Genomic DNA, 18,429 nt, shown 5'->3' with positions numbered 1-18,429 from the left:
AATATACATAAGATTCTTATACATAACATTTCTAGGTATGTAAATTTTTCAAAGGCTTTAATTTAAGAAACCTATTGACTTTAGTATCTTTGTAAAAAAATAAACAGATGTCATCCTTTTTAAAACTTATCATAAAAGAAGTAAAACGCGAAACTCAAGATGCGGTTTCTATACTTTTTAATGTACCACAAGAATTAAAAGCCAATTATGCTTTTATTGCTGGTCAATATTTGAACTTAAAACTAACCCTTGACGGTCAAGAAATTCGCAGAGCCTACTCTATTTGTTCTTCGCCTGATAGTGATGAACTTCGAATTGCTGTTAAAGCCGTTCCTAATGGTTTGTTCTCGCAATTTGCCAAAACCAAACTCCAAGCGGGTGACGTTCTTGAAGTAGGTACTCCGGAAGGAAAATTTACATTTGAACCTCAGGCTGATCGCCAACGCAACTACGCTGCTTTTGCGGCAGGAAGTGGCATTACTCCTGTAATGTCGATCTTAAAAACCGTTTTGAAAAATGAACCAAATAGTTCATTTGTATTGGTTTACGGAAACAAAACGCCCCAAGAAACTATTTTTCACCAAGAATTACACGATTTGCAATTGCAATACGTAGGACGACTGTTTGTACATTATGTGTACAGTCAAGTTCAGGTAGAGCCTTCTTTATTTGGCCGAATTGAAAAATCAACAGTGAATTTTGTTTTAAACACAAAACACAAAGAACTTGATTTTGATAAATTTTATTTGTGTGGTCCTGAAGAAATGATCAATACCGTTTCTGGAGTTTTAAAAGAGCACAACGTAAAGGAATCAAATATTAAATTTGAATTGTTTGCTTCATCAACCAAAGAAAATAAGATAGAAAAATCATTAGGAGGTCATTCAAAAATTACCATTTTGGTAGATGATGAGGAAACAACCTTTGAAATGTCACAAAAACAAACCGTTCTAGATGCCGCTTTAAAACAAGGAATTGATGCTCCATATTCTTGCCAAGGCGGAATTTGCAGCAGCTGTCTGGCTCGTGTTACCTCTGGAACTGCTGAGATGTCTAAGAATTCTATCCTTACTGATAAAGAAATTGCCGATGGTTTGATACTTACCTGTCAAGCGCATCCTACCTCTGAGACTCTTTATGTAGATTATGATGATGTTTAAAACAGTCTATACGATAACAAGAACTTCTCTGAAAAGGGAAGTTTTTTTGTTTTAGGGAGTTGAGATTTTTAGTATATTAGTAGACTTAATAGTCTATTACAAGTAATTCTTCTTTAAATCCTATAAGGTAGGTCAGACATTATATTTATTTACCTTATCATCTTGCATTAAAACATGAAAATTAAAAAAATTGAAATTGAACAACTGACAACTAAAAATTTAATACTTAAACCATTTACAATTCCATTTTGTCAAAATATTTTAAATAATGATTTTAGTGATTTAGAAAAATGGAACTATCAAAAAGGAAAAAGTTGGCCAGACATGGATGTTTTAGATACTTTGCCAAGAATTATTAATAATTTAACCAAAGTAGGCTATCCATCAGGTTTTGAATCTTGGATGATAATCAAGAAAGACACAAAGGAAATAATTGGAGATTTAGGATTTAAAGGATTTAACAATAAAAAAGAAAATATTGATATTGGATATGGCATAATCAAGGAAGAAAGACGAAAAGGTTTTGCAGAAGAAGCCGTAAGAGAAATAATAAAATGGGCTTTCTCCAACGAAAAAATTAAAGAAATTACAGCAAATTGCTTAACAGAAAATATTAGTTCAATAAATCTTCTACATAAATTTAACTTCACCAAGATAAGTATTGAAAATGAGATGATTTATTGGAATCTAATCAACAAAAATTATAAAAAAACAAGCTAATAAATCTCACCGAAAGTTTTACCTAATTTGATTTGAGTACTATTATTTTAAGTTGTTTTATTTTATAAAATCAAATGATCGATAGAATTTAAAATATCCTTTTCATAAGTTATTACAAAATTGAAAAAATAAACGAACTGCTGAAATTATTCAGCTTAGTTCATTAATAAATACTTTAACAAACCTAAATTTTCTTAGTGGTTCCAATGAACATTATCAACTCTTAACACTAATAATCCCTTTAAAATAATTCGTGCAAGATATTCACAACTTGATACTTTTTTATTTCAAATACCATTGAACAGTAAATTTTAAAGTATTGTCAAGATAAAAAAAAATGATTTTAGAGTTGATGTGTTCTAAAAATCAATATTTTAAAATCCAATATTTAATCTACAGTCAAAACATTACAAGAAAGCATTCCACAAAAACAGGTTTTTTTGACGCTTATTTTCTTCCTTATCTTCCCCATACGTATACCAATCTTTTGTTTTTTCTTCGATCAAGGTTTTTAATCCTATTAAATCGTAGGTTTTTTTAGCTGTAATGGACTTGATCGCGGCGCTATCATTGATTTTTAAACCTACCTTAGTTGCAATGTACGAGGTGTATAATCTAGGAATTGATAGTCCTAAAATAAGTCCTGGCAATCCGTTTATAGAACATGGACCTCCAGAAATGGTGATATCATTTGTATAAAATGCAAAAACGTATACATCATCCATTATTTTACCAACTGCTTTTCTACAATTATAGCCAGCAATTTCTCTGTGTTCATTAGTAATCTTCCACTGAATGTTAGGAATACTATCTACCACAACAAAATTGGTTCCTACAATTTGTTTTTGCATGTTCATTTTTCGAGCGGTAAAATCAAAAAACCAGCTGTTCTCTTCGTCTGCGTCTTTTTCGTGTTTCGGGATTCTAGTTTTGGGACTCCAACGGTCGAATTTAAAAATACTTTTATTGTCCTCAAAAGTATAGGTGAAATAGGATATTTTTAAATCAGACATGTTTTCTTTCATTTGCTCATCCCAACTGTCATTGCTCATTGTTTTTTTAAGATTGGTGCTTACTTCATATTCAACTACAGCCTTATCTACAAATTGCTGAGCAAATAATCCTGTAGTGCAAACAAAAGCTGCGAGATAAAATAGGATTGATTTCATAGGATTGGATTTTATACTTTTTGATGTTTTCATTTTAGTTGCTGTGCTTAAAAACGTTATTCAACGCATGATTCTACTTAACAAACGGATTTGTCTATTTTTTTTCTAGGCCATTTTTGTTTTTAAAATTCCATGTAAAACCAATCATAGCATATCGGCGAAGTCTATCATTACGTTCCTCACCTACTGTGTTTTCATAGACAAATCTATTGATGCCTATGTTTTGATTCAAAATATCTCGTACCATCACATAAGCGGTAAATTCATCATTTTTGAATGTTCTTTGTAACCTAGCATTCCATAATTGGTTGGTAAGATTGGTTTGAAAATCTACTGTTTTTTGACGAGAATATAAATTGTAATCGGTTGATATTTTCCATTTTTCTCTAAAGTAAACCGCAACATCTAATCCTAAATTATTGGTGTTAAAAGATTTCACCTCATTGTTTTGAGAGGTAGCATTTCGGCTATTTGAAAAACTATTGTTCAAAGAAATATCGTATTTTTTCTCTTTAGATTTATTCAAATAAATAGAGAATGACGAATTCAAAGTATTCGAATTATTGATTTTGTTATTGATACTATTTACAGACCTATTGAAATTAGCTGATGGACTTAGATTGACATTCAAATCAATTTTTTTGATCTTAAATCCATATCCCATATAGAAATTTCCTGAAAAATTTCCGTTTGTGTTGATTGGTGTGGTGATGGTCTTTGCACTTTCAGGATCAATATCTCTATTGAAAGAAATCAAATTTGAAGTCGTTCTAAAAGAAACACTTTGATACCAATTCGTTTCGGTCAAAATATCGTAACTATTATTAGACACATTTATGCTATTTGTAAACGATTGTTTCAAATCTGGATTTCCTACTATTTGGTTAAAGAAATCCTGATTGTTACGCAATGGTTGTAATTGGTCAATTGTGGGCTGTCTAGTAGCTCCCTGGTACGTCACGCGCAAATTACTGTTGCTTTTGTATTTATACGAAAAATTAGCCGATGGGAAAAAATTAGTAAAACTGCGTTTGTATTCTTTATTCAAAGTTAAATCTTGTAAATTAAAGGAAGTAAAGCCAAAACCACTACCAAAACTGTAATTGATTTTTTTGGCATTGTAATTTAATTTTATAACCGGTTTATGTGTTGTAATATTTTGTTCAAACTGATTCGAAAGTGACTCTACTAATACATCATATTTGCCAGTAATATCAGAGAAGTCGTAGGTAATAAAATTGCTATCGCCGCTATTATTTGCAATTTGATAAGATAATTGCAATGCGAATTTTTTTCCTAAAGGTTCTGTATACGTAGTGTTTACTGTAAGATTCTGAGTGTTTTTTTCGCCTATTTTGTTTTGGTCCACTTCATTACTAAAAGCAAAAACACCACCTTCAAAACTTTCATTCGCCGATTTCAAAAAATTATTGGCATTGGTATTAAGAGTATTCCAATTGGTATTTATAGACAATGTTCTGCGGGCTTTAGCAAATTTATGCTTGAATAAAGCGCCAGCTGAAAGCGCTACTTTATCAGATTTTGTAGTAAACAAACGCTCTTGATTGTTTCGTATCAAGCCGTCACTACCGGTTGTATTGCCAGTTGTGAACTCATCACTTTCTGTATTATAAAAATTAGTTTTTGCAGTAATTTTTAAGGTATTTACGGAGTCAATTTTTACATCATAAACCGCGTTTAATTTAAAGTTATCTCTGTTAACATGGCTTACGGTTGATCTATTCTCGTTCAATTGTGTGTCGCCTACCTGAGTCTGTGTACTTCTAGAATTATTGTTTTGGTAGCTTTGTCTGTTGTATTTTGGCGACAAATTTAAACTGTGTTTTTCACCCCATTTGTTGCTGTATTGTACACCTGCATTGCTATTCTTTATAAATCCATTTTGAGTATCTACATACGGTTCTTGATCTGTGTCGCCACCAGTCCATTCATAGTTTACGTTTCCATCATCATCCATACTCATGCTTACATTACCTGATCCACCTCCAAATTTGTCACTATCCTGCCAGTCCAATCCATCTTGGCCCGTATTTCCATTTAATAAAAACGCAGAGAGCTTCCTTTTTCCTTTGAAACTACTTACCATAACATTGCTATTGTATCTGGAATCTGCATCGGTAAAAGGTTGGTTCGAACCATCTATTTTACCAAAATATCCTTTCTTCTTGTCCTCTTTCAATCGCAGGTTGATTGTTTTTTTAGTGTCACCATCGTCTATTCCTGTGAACTCAGCTTGATCGCTTTTTTTATTAAAAACTTGCACCTCTTTTATCGCATCGGCACGTAAATTTTTAACAGCCATTCCTGGATCATCTCCAAAAAATTCCTCGCCATCTACCAATACTTTTTCAACGGTTTCTCCCATGGCTTTGATAGTACCGTTTTTGTCAACTTGTATTCCTGGTAATTTTTTTAGTAATTCTTCCACATTTGCGTTGGCATCCACTTTAAAATCACTAGCTCTATAACTAGTAGTATCGCCTTTAATCTTGATAGAACCCGTTTTAATGACCACTTCACGGAGCAACTCCATTTTACTCATTAAGTTGATGTTACCCATGTCCATGTCTTTATCAGTAATGGTAATATCCTCTAAATAATCTGCATATTGATTGTGAGCAGTCATCAGAATGTACTTTCCTGGCTTTATATTTTGTAGCAAGAACTTACCGTCTTTGTTGGATCGTGTAAATTGAAATAGAACAGAGTCTACCGGAGTTAATAAAGCTACAACTGAATTGTGAATTGGAGTTTTTTCATTACTATCCATTATCACTCCAGAAAGTTTGGTTTTTTGAGAAAATGCTGAAAAGCAGAAATAAAAGAAAATTACAAGGGTTACAATAATTTTTGGCATAAAGAGTATCTGATTTTGTGAATGGAACGATTCAAAATTCTTCTAAAAAGTTTGATTATCAAATGAATATTTTCTTCTAACCAAAACAGATTGAAACAAATTGAATTTTTCAAAATCAAAAATAGTATTATTCTTACTGCAAAAATAATGCGTTTTTGTTATTTTAATGTTAAATTTATTCTTACATAAAAGTCTATGAGCCTAAAACTACAATTGTAATTCAGAAAGCACTTCTAAAGATTGTAATCATGTTTAGGAAACAGTCTTGTTAAAAACTAAAACTCATCTGAAAAGGGTAATTTTTGATGGGTGTTTTAATTTAAAATTCTAAATGGTTATCCAAAATACCATTAATTTTTAAAACAATAATTTCTGGGGAAATTGTACGCATGACATTTTCATAACCCAATACTTTTTTGTTTCCATAAACCGAAGTTGGTAATTTAGGAAACAAATTTCTGTCAGAGACCAAAGCATTCTCTAAAGGTTGGTTAAACGGTGAGAATCCCGCATAAGGATGTGTGGCGCCCCAAAGTGTAATGACTTTTACGCCCAGCATAGCAGCAATATGTGCATTGCCGGAATCCATAGAAAGCATGACATCCAGATTACTGATGAGTTGTAATTCCTGCTGAAACTTAATTTTTCCTGCAACTACAATCACATTTTCTTTGTTATCAGCCAGTGAATTTAAGAGTTCTATTTCGATTTTTCCTCCGCCAAAAAGTAAAATGGTTTGGGTTGTATCCAATGCTAATTGATCAATTACTTCACCCATTAAATCCTGTGGATATACTTTAGAATCATATTGTGCAAAAGGTGCAATTCCAATCAGTTTGTGATTTTTTTGTCCAATTATCGTTAAAATATCCGGACTCAAAACTGCTTTTTCAGGAAACTCAGGTTGGGAAAGATCAACGGTAAAACCAAGTTTTTCAAAAACTTTTACGTGTCTTTCAAACATCGTAGGCAGTTGCTGGAATACTTTATTTTCGGGTTGGGTCAATGCTTTTTTTGCTGCTCTTCCTTTATTCACCGAAGCTGTTTTTTTTCCACTTAGTGCAAAAAGATTTCGGATAATTTTAGAACGCAAAACATTGTGCAAGTCGGCAAAAGCATCAATTTCTAAAGCTTTCAAATCTTGGAACAAACGCAACAATCCAAGAAATCCTTTATGTCTCTCTTTTTCATCAAAAGCAAAAAAAGAAAGATTAGAAATTCCTTCAAAAAAAGGTTTAAAAAAAGGTCTAGAAATAACCGTGATTTTAATTTGTGGATTCTGCTTTACAAAAGCTCGTAAAACAGGAACCGTCATGGCGACATCTCCCATTGCAGAGAGTCTCATGACGGCTATATTTTGGATTTTTTTTGACAATTAATTAATGTTCAAAATATCTTTTTACTTCTTGTTTTGGTACAAAACAGGATTCAATTCATCATCATTGTACATCTTCATTTGTTTGTACACTTTCATGAATTTATCTCCATTTTCAATATCAGTAAGTAAATCATCAATTGCAGTTGACAAATCTGTTCTTTGCTCTAATAACACATTTAACTTAGCCTGACATTTATCTCTGTGATCTTGTGAAGCCTCGTCACGAGTAGCTTCTTCTTGCATATGATAAATTTTCAATGCTAAGATAGACAAACGGTCAAATGCCCAAGCAGGACTTTCTGAATTGATTTTTGCATGGTCTTTTACCACCACATTACTATGTTTTTGAAGAAAATAACTGTCTATATATTCCACCATATCCGTACGCTCTTGATTAGAAGCATCAATTCTTCTTTTCAATGTTAAGGCAGCAACTGGATTAATATTTGGATCACGAATAATATCCTCAAAATGCCATTGAACGGTGTCAATCCAGTTTTTGTGATACAATAAATGTTCAAATTTATCCTTTGGGAAAGGATTGTTTATAGGTTGATCAACATTATCAAACTGGTGATAATCCTTGATGCTTTGCTCGAAAACGGAGTAGGCTAATTTTGAAAACATATCTTTATATATTAAAACACAAAGATACTTTTTATACTTTTATACCATAAAAAATAAGTACTAAGTTTAATTCGAAAAAAACAACCATGCAAATTCATTATTTATCAGAGGAAAACAGTGTCCTTAATCATTTTTTAGGGCAAATACGAAATGTTACTGTACACAACGACAGTATGCGTTTCCGAAGAAATATTGAACGTATTGGCGAAATAATGGCATACGAATTAAGTAAAAGTTTAGAGTATACAAATATTGAAATTCAAACACCACTTGGAATAAAAAAAACTAGTGAAATAGCTGATCAACTCGTATTGTGTTCAGTACTGAGGGCGGGTTTGCCTTTGCATTTAGGTTTTTTAAATTACTTTGATCAAGCCGAAAACGGTTTTGTATCAGCTTACCGGCACCACTCAAACAATGATGAAACATTTGATATTTTGGTTCAATACCAAGCCATTACTAACCTCAACGGAAAGAACCTAATTCTAGTAGATCCTATGCTTGCTACAGGACAATCGCTGGTAGCTGTTTTCAATAAATTAATGGAAAATAGTACCCCAAAAGAAATTCATATTGCTGTGGTTATTGCAGCGCCAGAGGGGATTGCTAACCTGCAAGAACAATTGCCTGATACTTGCCACTTATGGGTTGCCTCACTCGATGAAAAACTCAATGAAAAAAGCTATATCGTTCCTGGACTAGGAGATGCAGGTGATTTAGCCTATGGGATTAAATTATAATTGTGTGAAAAAAGCAAACATACTGCAGGCAATCATCACATAAACTACAATTTCTTGTTTTAATTTTTCTTGTGGTATCTCAATATGACTGGTTGCCATGATGGCTAAGGGTGCAAAAGTAAAAAGGAGTAAATCATTACTTTTATCATCTGAGATAAGATAAATGATAACTCCTAAAAAGAACGAAGCAATCACTTTTTTGTAGGATGTGTGTAGTATTTGAGGTCTACTTGACAAACTAGCAAACATAGAGATTATAAAAAACAAAGCAATAGTTGCAAAAATAGACATTGCTCCATTTTGATAATTATTAGTAAAATAATCTAGTGAAAAGTTCACACGAAGGCTATTTTGGATATAAGAGAAACTATCAACTTGAAAGAGCGTTGTGAATAATAGAAAGATAATTCCGGTAACAAAAAAAGCAATAAAAGGTAAAATCCAGTTTCTATAGTCTCTGGCTACGTGAAAAATAATAGAAATAAATACCAAACCTATAAAAAGGATACTCCAAAAATGAAACAAACTAGCTAAGAAAATCCATAACGAAGCATCAAATATTTTCTCTTTGGATGCTTTTAAAGAATGCAATGAGATTAATCTGCGTAGGGCTAAAAGCAGAAAAAAATTTGCAATAATGAGATTGATATTGTCAAAAATACTTGGAAAAAATAACAAGAACAATAAAAAGAAAAATATCGTAAAAGTGCTGTCTTTACTCAAGCCATTTCTTTTGGCAATAAAATCAGTTAAAAACACCGAAGCAACTATAAAACAAAAAGATAACCCTTTCTTAAACATTAAAAAATAAGATGCCATCCAGGAAGTTTCTTGGAATTGTACTACTAAAAAGAAAACCAGCATAAAAATTACAACCAATGAAAAATTTAATGGTGTAGATTTTCTAAAAACACTTGTTATCATAAGGATATTTTATACTTTTGTGTTTGTAAATATAATACTTGTTTAAAAAGTAAACCCTGCTTGTTAATAAAGATTATTTTATTTTAAAAAACATTCGTTAGTATCGTGTTTACAAAACAATTACTTAAATCAATTTATATATTATGAAAGCATTTTTCGAAGGAATACAATACTTATTTGTAGACATTTTATTTGCTCCTCTAGATTTTTTACGTTCTTTAGAGCTTAGCTCATGGTTTGTTGCTAACACTATCAACTGGATTTTCATGATTATTTGTGCATCTGCAATGGTATACTGGATCAAACAGTTGCAAATCTTTAATGATGCAGGAACAGAAAATCAAGATACTACGGCTCACTCTTTCTTAAAATAAGAACCCTCAACCCCAAGTGGGATTGAGAGCTCTTTTTATTATTTAAGATCATTTCCAATGTCTTTTCTAAAAAACATCTTATCAAAATGTAGCTTGTCTATGTTTTGGTAAGATTTTTTTATGGCCTCTTGAAAATCATTTCCGTAGGACGTAATGGCTAGCACTCTACCCCCATTTGAAACAATTGCTCCTTGGTCTAGCTTAGTTCCAGCATGAAATACAATAGCATCTTGAACGTTTTCTAGTCCCGTAATTACTTTTCCTTTTTCAAAATCTTCTGGATAACCTCCAGATACTAGCATCACAGTAGTGGCACTTCTTGGATCAATTTCTAAGTTGATTTCGTCTAGTTTTTCATTGGCTACAGCCAAAAATAATTCAACCAAATCAGTTTGTAATCTTGGGATTACTACTTCAGTCTCTGGATCTCCCATTCTTACATTGTATTCAATAACAATAGGTTCATTATTAACATTGATTAACCCTATGAAAACAAAACCTTTGTAGGCTATTCCGTCTTTTTGAAAACCATCAATTGTAGGTTTTACAATGCGAGTTTCTATTTTTTCCATCAAAACAGCATCTACATAAGGAACTGGAGAAACAGCTCCCATACCGCCTGTATTAAGTCCTGTATCGCCTTCGCCAATGCGTTTGTAATCCTTTGCAGTAGGCAATATTTTATAACTTTTTCCGTCTGTGAGTACAAAACAGCTCAATTCTATTCCGTCTAGAAATTCTTCGATAACTACTTTTGAACTGGCTACACCAAATTTTTGATGTACGAGCATGTTTCTTAATTCTTCTTTGGCTTCAGCCAAATCCTGAATGATTAAAACGCCTTTACCAGCAGCCAAACCATCTGCTTTTAACACATACGGAGGTTGCAATGTTTCTAGGAATTCACATCCTTTATCAACTGTGTCAGCTGTAAAACTATCATAAGCAGCCGTTGGAATGTTATGTTTGATTAAAAATTCCTTTGCAAATTCCTTACTTCCTTCTAGTTGAGCGCCTATTTTTGAAGGACCAATAACAGGAATATGATGTAAAGCTGGATCATTTAAAAAGAAATCATAAATCCCCTTTACCAATGGATCCTCAGGACCTACAACCACCATGCCTACATTCTCTTGAATGGCAAATGCTTTTATGGCTTCAAAATCGGTTGGACTCATAGCAAGATTGGTTGCAATGGCTGCAGTTCCTGCATTTCCAGGAGCTACAAAAAGTCTTTCGCATAATGGGCTTTGAACCATTTTCCAAGCAAATGCGTGCTCTCTTCCGCCAGAACCGAGTAGTAAAATTGTCATGTGTGTTGTTTTTAGTTGTCGTGCAAAAATAATTGGTTTTGAACTCAAAAAACAATTAAATAGTAAAAACTTCCCCAAAGCAACTAATAAGTAAGACATAAATACTATTTTTGATTACACAATACTCCTTAAAAATGTTTCGATTATTTGATATAGCACTGCAATGGAACGGATTTCCCATTCGTAAAGCACAGCAGGAATTACTAAAAATAATTGCACATACACCACAAGAACATGAGCAATTTCTTGAGAATAAGAAACAGGAAATTATTCAGTATCATTTAGAAAAAAATCCGTTTTACAGTAAACTTGTAGGTACAAAAAATTATAAAAACTGGGATGATTTACCCATTTTGACCAAACAAAATTTACAAAAACCACTTCAAGAAAGACTTTCTAGTGGATATACTTTAAAAAACTGCTATACAAACAAAACGTCTGGCTCTAGCGGTACTCCATTTATATTTGCAAAAGATAATTATTCTCATGCTTTGACTTGGGCTTCAAACATGTACCGTTTTGGTTGGTACGGCATTGATTTTAATACCTCTTACCAAGCCCGGTTTTATGGCATCCCGATGGATTTTATTGGAAATAAAAAAGAACGGTTCAAAGATTTCTTGAGTCATCGGTATCGGTTTTCTGTATTTGATTTGTCAGATGTTGTTTTAGAAACGATTTTGAAAACCTTTAGCCAAAAAAAATTTGATTACATCAATGGGTATACCAGCGCTATTGTTTTATTTGCCAAATTTTTACAGCAAAAAAATATTTTATTAACCAGTGTTTGTCCAAGTTTAAAGGTATGTATGGTTACCTCTGAAATGCTTTTTGATGACGATAAATTTTTACTAGAAAAACAACTTGGAGTTCCTATTGTCAATGAATACGGTGCCTCTGAGCTAGACCTGATTGCGTTTCAAAATCCTGAAGGGCTTTGGCAAATAAACTCTGAAACCTTGTTTGTTGAAATTTTAGACGAAAATAATAAAGCGGTTCCTCATGGTAAAGCTGGCCGTGTTGTCATCACCTCTTTGTACAATAAAGCGCATCCGTTTATACGGTACGATATTGGTGATATTGGCATTTTGGATAAAAAAAGTACATTACAAAAGCCCATTTTAAAACAATTAATAGGGCGCTCCAATGATGTGGTTGTTTTACCAAGCGGAAAAAAATCAGCTGGTCTTACATTTTATTACGTGACTAAAAGTATCATTGAAGATGATGGAAATGTAAAAGAATTTACCATAAAACAAACTAAATTAGATTGTTTTGAAATTGATTATGTAAGTGAAAAAGAACTAGTTCCCAATCAAATTAAAAAAATTGAAACTGCCATTTCTTTATATCTAGAGCCTAATTTGAGCATTATATTCGTCCGAAAAAATAACTTAGATAGAACCAATAGAGGTAAACTAAAACAGTTTAAATCTATGCTATAATTTTTTTGTGTAACGCGGCTTGACCAAAAGTTGCGTAAACAGGAAAACTAACATGCACAATAATGCCCGTATGATGTTGTATCCATGAAAAGAACGATATACTGCAAAATTATGTTTGATTAAAGCCATTTTACCAGCCGAAATAGAGTTGGCCCTTACTCTATAAAATGCTAAACTTTCGGGTATGGGCTGCACTTTTTTTATAGGTTTTAGGATGGTAAGCCACATCATCCAGTCTTGTCTTTTTCTAGAATGAGAAATAGGAATTTTTCCGTAGAAAGAAACATCATAAATCCCAGTGAGATTGCCTATGTAGTTGCAAAAAAACAGTTGCCTATACGTAAGTTGCTGTGGCGCCTCGACACCTTTGTGTAATAATGTTCCTGCAGAATTCATACATTCGTAAAAAGAAAAAGTAAATGGTAATTTATGCTGCTGCATGAATTGCAATTGTAGTTCAAGCTTATTGGGTTTCCATTTATCATCTGAATCTAGGAAGGCAATATAGTTACCAGTGGCTTTTGATAAAGCTGTATTTCTAGCAACGCCTGTTCCTGAGTTTGTAGGGAGTTTAAAAATACATATTCGGCTGTCTTGATTAGCAATTGCTGTAGCAATAGATACAGTGCTATCACTTGAACAATCATCAACTAGAATCAATTCCCAATTTGTGTGTGTTTGTTGCTGTACTGACAGAATAGCTTCAAGAATGTACTTCTCTGAATTGTAGCAGGGCATTAGGATAGATACTAAATTGTTTTTCATATCAATATGCTTTTTTATCGCCCCGAATCGTATTGTAAATGGTCAAAAAAATGATTTTAATATCTAATAAAATAGACCAATTTTCCATGTAAAAGATATCATATTTTACTCTGTTGATAATGTCCTTATCGGTCTCCACTTCTCCTCTAAAACCTTTTGTTTGAGCGAGTCCAGTGATACCAGGTTTTATAAAATGTCGTACCATAAATTTATCCACAGTAAGCGCATACATCTGGGTATGACTTACCATGTGTGGTCTAGGTCCTACTACTGACATTTCGCCCAGTAAAACATTAAAAAATTGTGGTAATTCATCAATACTAGTCTTTCTTATAAAACGACCTACCCTAGTAACTCTAATATCGTTTTTTGATACTTGATTCAAATGGGCTTCATCATTAAGTTCCATTGATCTAAACTTATAACAAAAGAATTCTTTGTAATTCAATCCATTTCTTTTTTGGATAAAAAACAAAGGCCCTTTTGACTCTAATTTAATGAATATAGCCAGTATGGGTGTCAACCATGAGAGCACTCCTGCAATTATGATTAATGAAAAAACAATATCAAAAACACGTTTAATTACCTTGTTCAAAGTATCATCAAGTAGAATGTTACGCAGTGATATTACAGGAATATAATTGTAATATTCAAATGTGAAATTCCGCGAAAGAATTTGTTTTTCGCTGGGAATAAACTTTAATGTCTTCAAATTATTATCGGCAAAAAAAACAATTTCATTAATTTGGTTTTGGTTTAAATCACTCATAGAACAATACAATTCATCTATTTGATGTTCTATTACATATTCAAAACTCTCTTTAAGGGTTCGTGATTTATTTTTTTCAAGTTCAAAAACACGCTCAAGTTTGTACCCATAATCTGGGTTCTCTGTAAAAAAATGTTGTAAAGGCTCAGTACTTTTTTCATTACCAATCAAAATTACTTTTCTAAAGTTTCCACCATACAATAGCCTATACTTTTTTAGAAAATAATAAATAGCCAGTTTGACAATTAAAATGATAATTAACGACAGTAGCGTAAAATACCCAATGCTTTCAAAACTAGAATTATAGGAGTCGTAAAAGGCTAAGGCAAGACAAAAAAGAGAAAATACAACTCCTTGTTTTAAGGCACAATTTAGTATAGAAATCACTTTAGTATACCTGTAAACCTCATAAAAACCCAAACTGGCAGCAATAATAAACCAACTTATACTTATGATAACAAAATAAAAAGGTGTCTTTACAGGAAAATCAGTCATATACCATAGCAAGACATTGATTATCAATAAATCAATGGCAAATGAAAAGGGACGTATATAACCGGAATATCTTCCTGTTTTTGTTTTCAATAGGATACAAATTAAAATAGCATGTAATTAACCTAAAACCGTTGCGAATCTTATAAAAAGAAATTTTCTTAGAACTTTTATTTCATTTAGTTACAAAATAAAAGAGTAGAATAAACTAAAATATATACTTAGAAAAATCCTTGTGCTCTTCTTTGGATAATTCTTCCTTAGATAAGGATTTAAAATACTCGTAGGTGATTTTCATTCCTTCGGCACGGCCTACTTTAGCTTCCCAACCAAGCAGTTCTTTGGCTTTTGTGGTGTCTGGTTGGCGCTGCAACGGGTCATTTATTGGTAGCGGATGGTACATCACTTTTTGACTGGTACCTGTGAGTTTAATGATTTCTTCGGCAAAATCTTTAATGGTAATTTCATCTGGGTTTCCAATATTTACAGGCAAAACATAATCCGAATGCAACAATCTAAAAATACCTTCTACCTGATCATCAACGTAGCAAAAAGAACGGGTTTGCATGCCATCGCCAAAAATGGTTAAGTCCTCGCCGCGAATGGCCTGACCAATAAAAGCGGGTATAACGCGACCGTCATTGAGGCGCATTCTTGGACCATACGTATTAAAAATACGTACAATTCTTGTTTCTACTCCATGAAAGGTATGATACGCCATCGTGATTGATTCTTGAAAACGTTTGGCTTCGTCATACACGCCGCGTGGGCCAATGGTGTTTACGTTGCCATAATATTCTTCTGTTTGTGGGTGTACCAATGGATCGCCATACACTTCAGAAGTAGATGCAATAAGGATTCTAGCTTTTTTTACTCTGGCTAAACCCAATAAATTATGAGTACCAAGGGAACCTACTTTCAAGGTTTGTATAGGAATTTTTAAATAATCAATAGGACTTGCAGGCGATGCAAAGTGTAAAATATAGTCTAAATTTCCAGGGACATGCACAAACTTGGTAATGTCATGATGGTAAAATTCAAACTGCTCCAATTTGAAAAGATGCTCAATATTTTTTAAATCTCCCGTAATGAGATTATCCATCCCAATAACATGGTAGCCTTCTTTTATGAAACGGTCACAAAGATGTGATCCTAAAAATCCTGCGGCTCCGGTGATAAGTATTCTTTTCATTACAATAAGTTCTGTTCTTTATTATGATTTACTTTGTTTAACAAACAGTACAATACAATAAAGAAAATTATACCTCTTTGTCTACTCAAAAAGGATTCGGTCAAAAATAACACTATCATTGTTACCGAAAAAGCGATATGCACAAAATCTTTATTTCTAATTCCGTTTGTAATGGAAATAAACAACATACAAACCAGAATTAAAAACCCGAAAAAACCAAGTTCAGAAAAAATTTGTACATATTCATTATGAAAATTATATACTCCATAACTGTGGTGCAAATGATGTTCCTTGACTTTATCTTGAATTTTAGTTTGAGCTGCATCTAATCCGAATCCAGTGAAAAAGATGCTCTCATCTTGAAGCATTTCTAAAAAAATCCTCGTTTGATAAACTCGAAAAGCAGCCCCAGGAAAAAAATCATTCTCCTGAAACGTATCTTGGCTCCAAGCCTGTTTTAAACTAATGCTGTAGATTGAATTTTGATTTTCTTCAGATCCTTCCTTTAAGGAACTATCAACCAGTATGGTTTGTAACTCAATCAAAAACCGGTCCCTTATTGGTTTTATTGATGCTATACAGGTGATTGTTATCAAAACAATGGCTACAAGTATTGCAGTTTTTATTTTTCTAGAAAATCCAGAAAAAAAGAAAAGATACACCATGACCAAAATAAAATCACAAATTATAATATTCTTTGATGACAATAAAAACACAAATACAACTAGTGTTACCAATGCTAATTGATCAAGAATTGTTTTGTTTTTTTGGACCAAAAAATAGAACATCCCAAATGAGGCAAACCCCGAAACATATATTGCATTAAGGCTAACTGTAACCAATTCATGATAAAAAAACACGCTAAAATCTCCTGAACTGCTAAATTTAAGGACTGCTTTTGCTAAACAAAACATGGCAAAAAACACCATTGAGAAACTGTAAATTTTAAAAACCCGATGCTTTACCTCTTGATTTAAATGGGGTAAAAAGCAAAAAGCAATGGGAATTAATAAAACCAATATTTCCTTTTGTAATCCGGCCTTTGTAGCGTGAATGTCAATAGTCCATAGTAAGGAAAGCACCATTAATACATAAAGGAGCATAGGAAGTATTTCAACTTTTGAAATTGAAAAATTAACTTTTTTAGCCTTAGAAAAACAAACCAGTAAAAAAATAATACAAGTCATACTCCCGATGTTGTGTTTCAACGGAAGCGTCATGAGCATTGCAGCTAAAAGATAAACCAATAGTGTTTGATTTTGCCACAATTCTTCAATTTTATGAAAGACTTTTTTTGAATAAGGTAAGATAGGATTCATTTATTTTATTCCAATTAAATTCCTGAATTATGGTATCAAAGTTATCTTGAACAATTTGATTGTGATGACTCTTATGAACTGTTTCTCTTAGTTTTTGAACCTCTTTAGCATTGGAAAAATAAAAAGCATTCTCTTTTAAAATGGCTTGATTAAATTCATTCCTATGAGCTACAATTAATGCTTTTGCAGCCATTGCCTCTAGCAAAGACGGATTAGTACCACCCACGGAATGACCATGAAAATAAAGCGATGAAAAAAACCTAAGATTATCTAAATGTTCCTTGTTATAGACGCCACCTATAAATCGTATTCTAGGATTGTCTTTAAACTTTTGTTTTAAATAATTACCAAAACTATTGTTGCTATTACCCACAACAACTATCGGTCTATCATTTTTTGAAATGGCTACTCCATCCAGAATCATTTCTAAATTATTTTCGGGTTCAAACCGAGCGATGAGTAAATCATAAGTATATTTCTCTAAGTTATAGGGTAAGAGCAACTTCTCATTTGGATTCCAAAATGGTGCTGCTCCATACGCTATGTACGTAGACTCTTTGTTGTACTTTTCTTTAAGATATTTTTGTATTCCAATAGAATCTGCTATTAAAAAATCACTGCTTTTTACAGCTCTTTTCTCGGCAAATTGTAAAAATCTTTGAATTTTTGCAGAATATTTAGTTCTCTTCCACTCCATTCCATCCATGTTTGTGATGATCATAGATTTTTTGGGTAACAGAAAAGACCAAATGGAGTTACTAGTGTATCCTAATTGCAAAATAATATCGAATTTCCTTTTCTTGGTGTCAAGTATACAGTTTAAATCATAAATAAACTGCCCTGCCGTACCTATTTTATGTTCTGGATTGTACTTATGGATGATATGCACACCTTGAAACATTTTTTCTTTAAAAATATGATCATGGGTGTTATATACATATACTTCATGATTTTGCTTGGCAAGATAAACTGCAAAAATCTCGGCAAATTGCTCAAAACCACCATAATTATTAGGAATTCCTCTAGTCCCGAGAATTGCAATTTTCATTTCATTATTTTTAATCAAGTTCCAAAAATAATGATTTTAAAAGTTTAAAAGTCTCAAATACTGGAATTGATAGCGAAAATTAATTCTAATCTAATTAAATACGCTCATTAATAGCT

General features: G+C 32.5%; 16 protein-coding genes. 5 read left to right on the top strand and 11 right to left on the bottom strand.

The window, feature by feature from the left end:
• The first annotated feature begins 107 nt into the window (after positions 1-107).
• Together AC061E_RS00345 and AC061E_RS00340 are read left to right on the top strand one after the other, a co-directional pair.
• A complete protein-coding gene (locus tag AC061E_RS00345; protein WP_478284487.1) occupies positions 108-1,160 on the top strand; it encodes a 2Fe-2S iron-sulfur cluster-binding protein in 1,053 nt (350 codons plus the stop codon).
• A 174-nt stretch (positions 1,161-1,334) separates the two neighbouring features.
• Positions 1,335-1,880 (top strand): GNAT family N-acetyltransferase, encoded by a 546-nt coding sequence (locus AC061E_RS00340; RefSeq protein ID WP_478284486.1) that lies wholly within the window; start codon positions 1,335-1,337, stop codon positions 1,878-1,880.
• Between the two features lie 407 nt (positions 1,881-2,287).
• Here AC061E_RS00340 and AC061E_RS00335 read toward each other — a convergent pair whose 3' ends face one another.
• The 4 genes from AC061E_RS00335 to AC061E_RS00320 form a co-directional block, all read right to left on the bottom strand.
• Entirely contained in the window at positions 2,288-3,049 is a 762-nt protein-coding gene (locus AC061E_RS00335) for a GLPGLI family protein (protein WP_478284485.1), read from the bottom strand.
• A 94-nt stretch (positions 3,050-3,143) separates the two neighbouring features.
• Complete coding sequence (locus AC061E_RS00330; protein WP_478284484.1) at positions 3,144-5,927, bottom strand: outer membrane beta-barrel protein; 2,784 nt, start codon at positions 5,925-5,927, stop codon at positions 3,144-3,146.
• Positions 5,928-6,246: 319 nt separating this feature from the next.
• Positions 6,247-7,272, bottom strand: a complete 1,026-nt coding sequence (locus AC061E_RS00325; RefSeq protein WP_478284483.1) for a glycosyltransferase family 9 protein — start codon at positions 7,270-7,272, stop codon at positions 6,247-6,249.
• Between the two features lie 54 nt (positions 7,273-7,326).
• Entirely contained in the window at positions 7,327-7,932 is a 606-nt protein-coding gene (locus tag AC061E_RS00320; RefSeq protein WP_478284482.1) for a DUF4254 domain-containing protein, read from the bottom strand.
• Positions 7,933-8,018: 86 nt separating this feature from the next.
• Here AC061E_RS00320 and upp point away from each other — a divergent pair, with 86 nt between their 5' ends.
• On the top strand, positions 8,019-8,672 hold the full coding sequence (gene upp, locus AC061E_RS00315; RefSeq protein ID WP_478284481.1) for a uracil phosphoribosyltransferase: 654 nt from the start codon (positions 8,019-8,021) through the stop codon (positions 8,670-8,672).
• On the opposite strand, the gene AC061E_RS00310 is transcribed toward upp, so the two are convergent.
• On the bottom strand, positions 8,667-9,596 hold the full coding sequence (locus tag AC061E_RS00310; RefSeq protein ID WP_478284480.1) for a DUF6427 family protein: 930 nt from the start codon (positions 9,594-9,596) through the stop codon (positions 8,667-8,669). The genes upp and AC061E_RS00310 overlap by 6 nt on opposite strands.
• A gap of 143 nt (positions 9,597-9,739) precedes the next feature.
• Here AC061E_RS00310 and AC061E_RS00305 point away from each other — a divergent pair, with 143 nt between their 5' ends.
• Positions 9,740-9,970 (top strand): DUF6341 family protein, encoded by a 231-nt coding sequence (locus AC061E_RS00305; protein ID WP_144889941.1) that lies wholly within the window; start codon positions 9,740-9,742, stop codon positions 9,968-9,970.
• Positions 9,971-10,008: 38 nt separating this feature from the next.
• Here AC061E_RS00305 and purD read toward each other — a convergent pair whose 3' ends face one another.
• Positions 10,009-11,283 (bottom strand): phosphoribosylamine--glycine ligase, encoded by a 1,275-nt coding sequence (gene purD / locus AC061E_RS00300; protein ID WP_478284479.1) that lies wholly within the window; start codon positions 11,281-11,283, stop codon positions 10,009-10,011.
• Positions 11,284-11,417: 134 nt separating this feature from the next.
• Here purD and AC061E_RS00295 point away from each other — a divergent pair, with 134 nt between their 5' ends.
• Positions 11,418-12,728 carry a phenylacetate--CoA ligase family protein gene (locus AC061E_RS00295; protein ID WP_478284478.1) on the top strand — a complete coding sequence of 437 codons (1,311 nt, stop codon included), beginning with the start codon at positions 11,418-11,420 and terminating at the stop codon, positions 12,726-12,728.
• On the opposite strand, the gene AC061E_RS00290 is transcribed toward AC061E_RS00295, so the two are convergent.
• The 5 genes from AC061E_RS00290 to AC061E_RS00270 form a co-directional block, all read right to left on the bottom strand.
• The gene (locus tag AC061E_RS00290) at positions 12,723-13,493 is read right to left on the bottom strand and encodes a glycosyltransferase family 2 protein (RefSeq protein ID WP_478284477.1); all 771 of its coding nucleotides are present in this window, start codon (positions 13,491-13,493) and stop codon (positions 12,723-12,725) included. The two genes, AC061E_RS00295 and AC061E_RS00290, sit on opposite strands and share 6 nt — an antisense overlap.
• A 1-nt stretch (position 13,494) precedes the next feature.
• Entirely contained in the window at positions 13,495-14,847 is a 1,353-nt protein-coding gene (locus AC061E_RS00285) for an exopolysaccharide biosynthesis polyprenyl glycosylphosphotransferase (RefSeq protein WP_478284476.1), read from the bottom strand.
• Between the two features lie 115 nt (positions 14,848-14,962).
• The gene (locus tag AC061E_RS00280) at positions 14,963-15,946 is read right to left on the bottom strand and encodes a UDP-glucuronic acid decarboxylase family protein (RefSeq protein WP_478284475.1); all 984 of its coding nucleotides are present in this window, start codon (positions 15,944-15,946) and stop codon (positions 14,963-14,965) included.
• Complete coding sequence (locus AC061E_RS00275) at positions 15,946-17,265, bottom strand: O-antigen ligase family protein (RefSeq protein WP_478284474.1); 1,320 nt, start codon at positions 17,263-17,265, stop codon at positions 15,946-15,948. Before AC061E_RS00275 ends, AC061E_RS00280 begins: the two co-directional genes overlap by 1 nt.
• Positions 17,225-18,313 carry a DUF1972 domain-containing protein gene (locus AC061E_RS00270; protein ID WP_478284473.1) on the bottom strand — a complete coding sequence of 363 codons (1,089 nt, stop codon included), beginning with the start codon at positions 18,311-18,313 and terminating at the stop codon, positions 17,225-17,227. The genes AC061E_RS00275 and AC061E_RS00270 overlap by 41 nt, the downstream gene beginning before the upstream one ends.
• Positions 18,314-18,429: the final 116 nt, after the last annotated feature.

Source organism: Flavobacterium sp. GNP011 (genome assembly GCF_056428925.1).
Note: the sequence above shows the minus strand (reverse complement) of the source record. Positions and strands in the feature narration are given on the sequence as shown.

Bases quoted from the DNA above. Each gene is read 5' to 3' on its own strand.
- AC061E_RS00345 (WP_478284487.1), top strand. From the start codon at position 108: ATGTCATCCTTTTTAAAACTTATCATAAAAGAAGTAAAACGCGAAACT.
- AC061E_RS00340 (WP_478284486.1), top strand. From the start codon at position 1,335: ATGAAAATTAAAAAAATTGAAATTGAACAACTGACAACTAAAAATTTA.
- AC061E_RS00335 (WP_478284485.1), bottom strand. From the start codon at position 3,049: ATGAAATCAATCCTATTTTATCTCGCAGCTTTTGTTTGCACTACAGGA.
- AC061E_RS00330 (WP_478284484.1), bottom strand. From the start codon at position 5,927: ATGCCAAAAATTATTGTAACCCTTGTAATTTTCTTTTATTTCTGCTTT.
- AC061E_RS00325 (WP_478284483.1), bottom strand. From the start codon at position 7,272: ATGAGACTCTCTGCAATGGGAGATGTCGCCATGACGGTTCCTGTTTTA.
- AC061E_RS00320 (WP_478284482.1), bottom strand. From the start codon at position 7,932: ATGTTTTCAAAATTAGCCTACTCCGTTTTCGAGCAAAGCATCAAGGAT.
- upp (WP_478284481.1), top strand. From the start codon at position 8,019: ATGCAAATTCATTATTTATCAGAGGAAAACAGTGTCCTTAATCATTTT.
- AC061E_RS00310 (WP_478284480.1), bottom strand. From the start codon at position 9,596: ATGATAACAAGTGTTTTTAGAAAATCTACACCATTAAATTTTTCATTG.
- AC061E_RS00305 (WP_144889941.1), top strand. From the start codon at position 9,740: ATGAAAGCATTTTTCGAAGGAATACAATACTTATTTGTAGACATTTTA.
- purD (WP_478284479.1), bottom strand. From the start codon at position 11,283: ATGACAATTTTACTACTCGGTTCTGGCGGAAGAGAGCACGCATTTGCT.
- AC061E_RS00295 (WP_478284478.1), top strand. From the start codon at position 11,418: ATGTTTCGATTATTTGATATAGCACTGCAATGGAACGGATTTCCCATT.
- AC061E_RS00290 (WP_478284477.1), bottom strand. From the start codon at position 13,493: ATGAAAAACAATTTAGTATCTATCCTAATGCCCTGCTACAATTCAGAG.
- AC061E_RS00280 (WP_478284475.1), bottom strand. From the start codon at position 15,946: ATGAAAAGAATACTTATCACCGGAGCCGCAGGATTTTTAGGATCACAT.
- AC061E_RS00275 (WP_478284474.1), bottom strand. From the start codon at position 17,265: ATGAATCCTATCTTACCTTATTCAAAAAAAGTCTTTCATAAAATTGAA.
- AC061E_RS00270 (WP_478284473.1), bottom strand. From the start codon at position 18,313: ATGAAAATTGCAATTCTCGGGACTAGAGGAATTCCTAATAATTATGGT.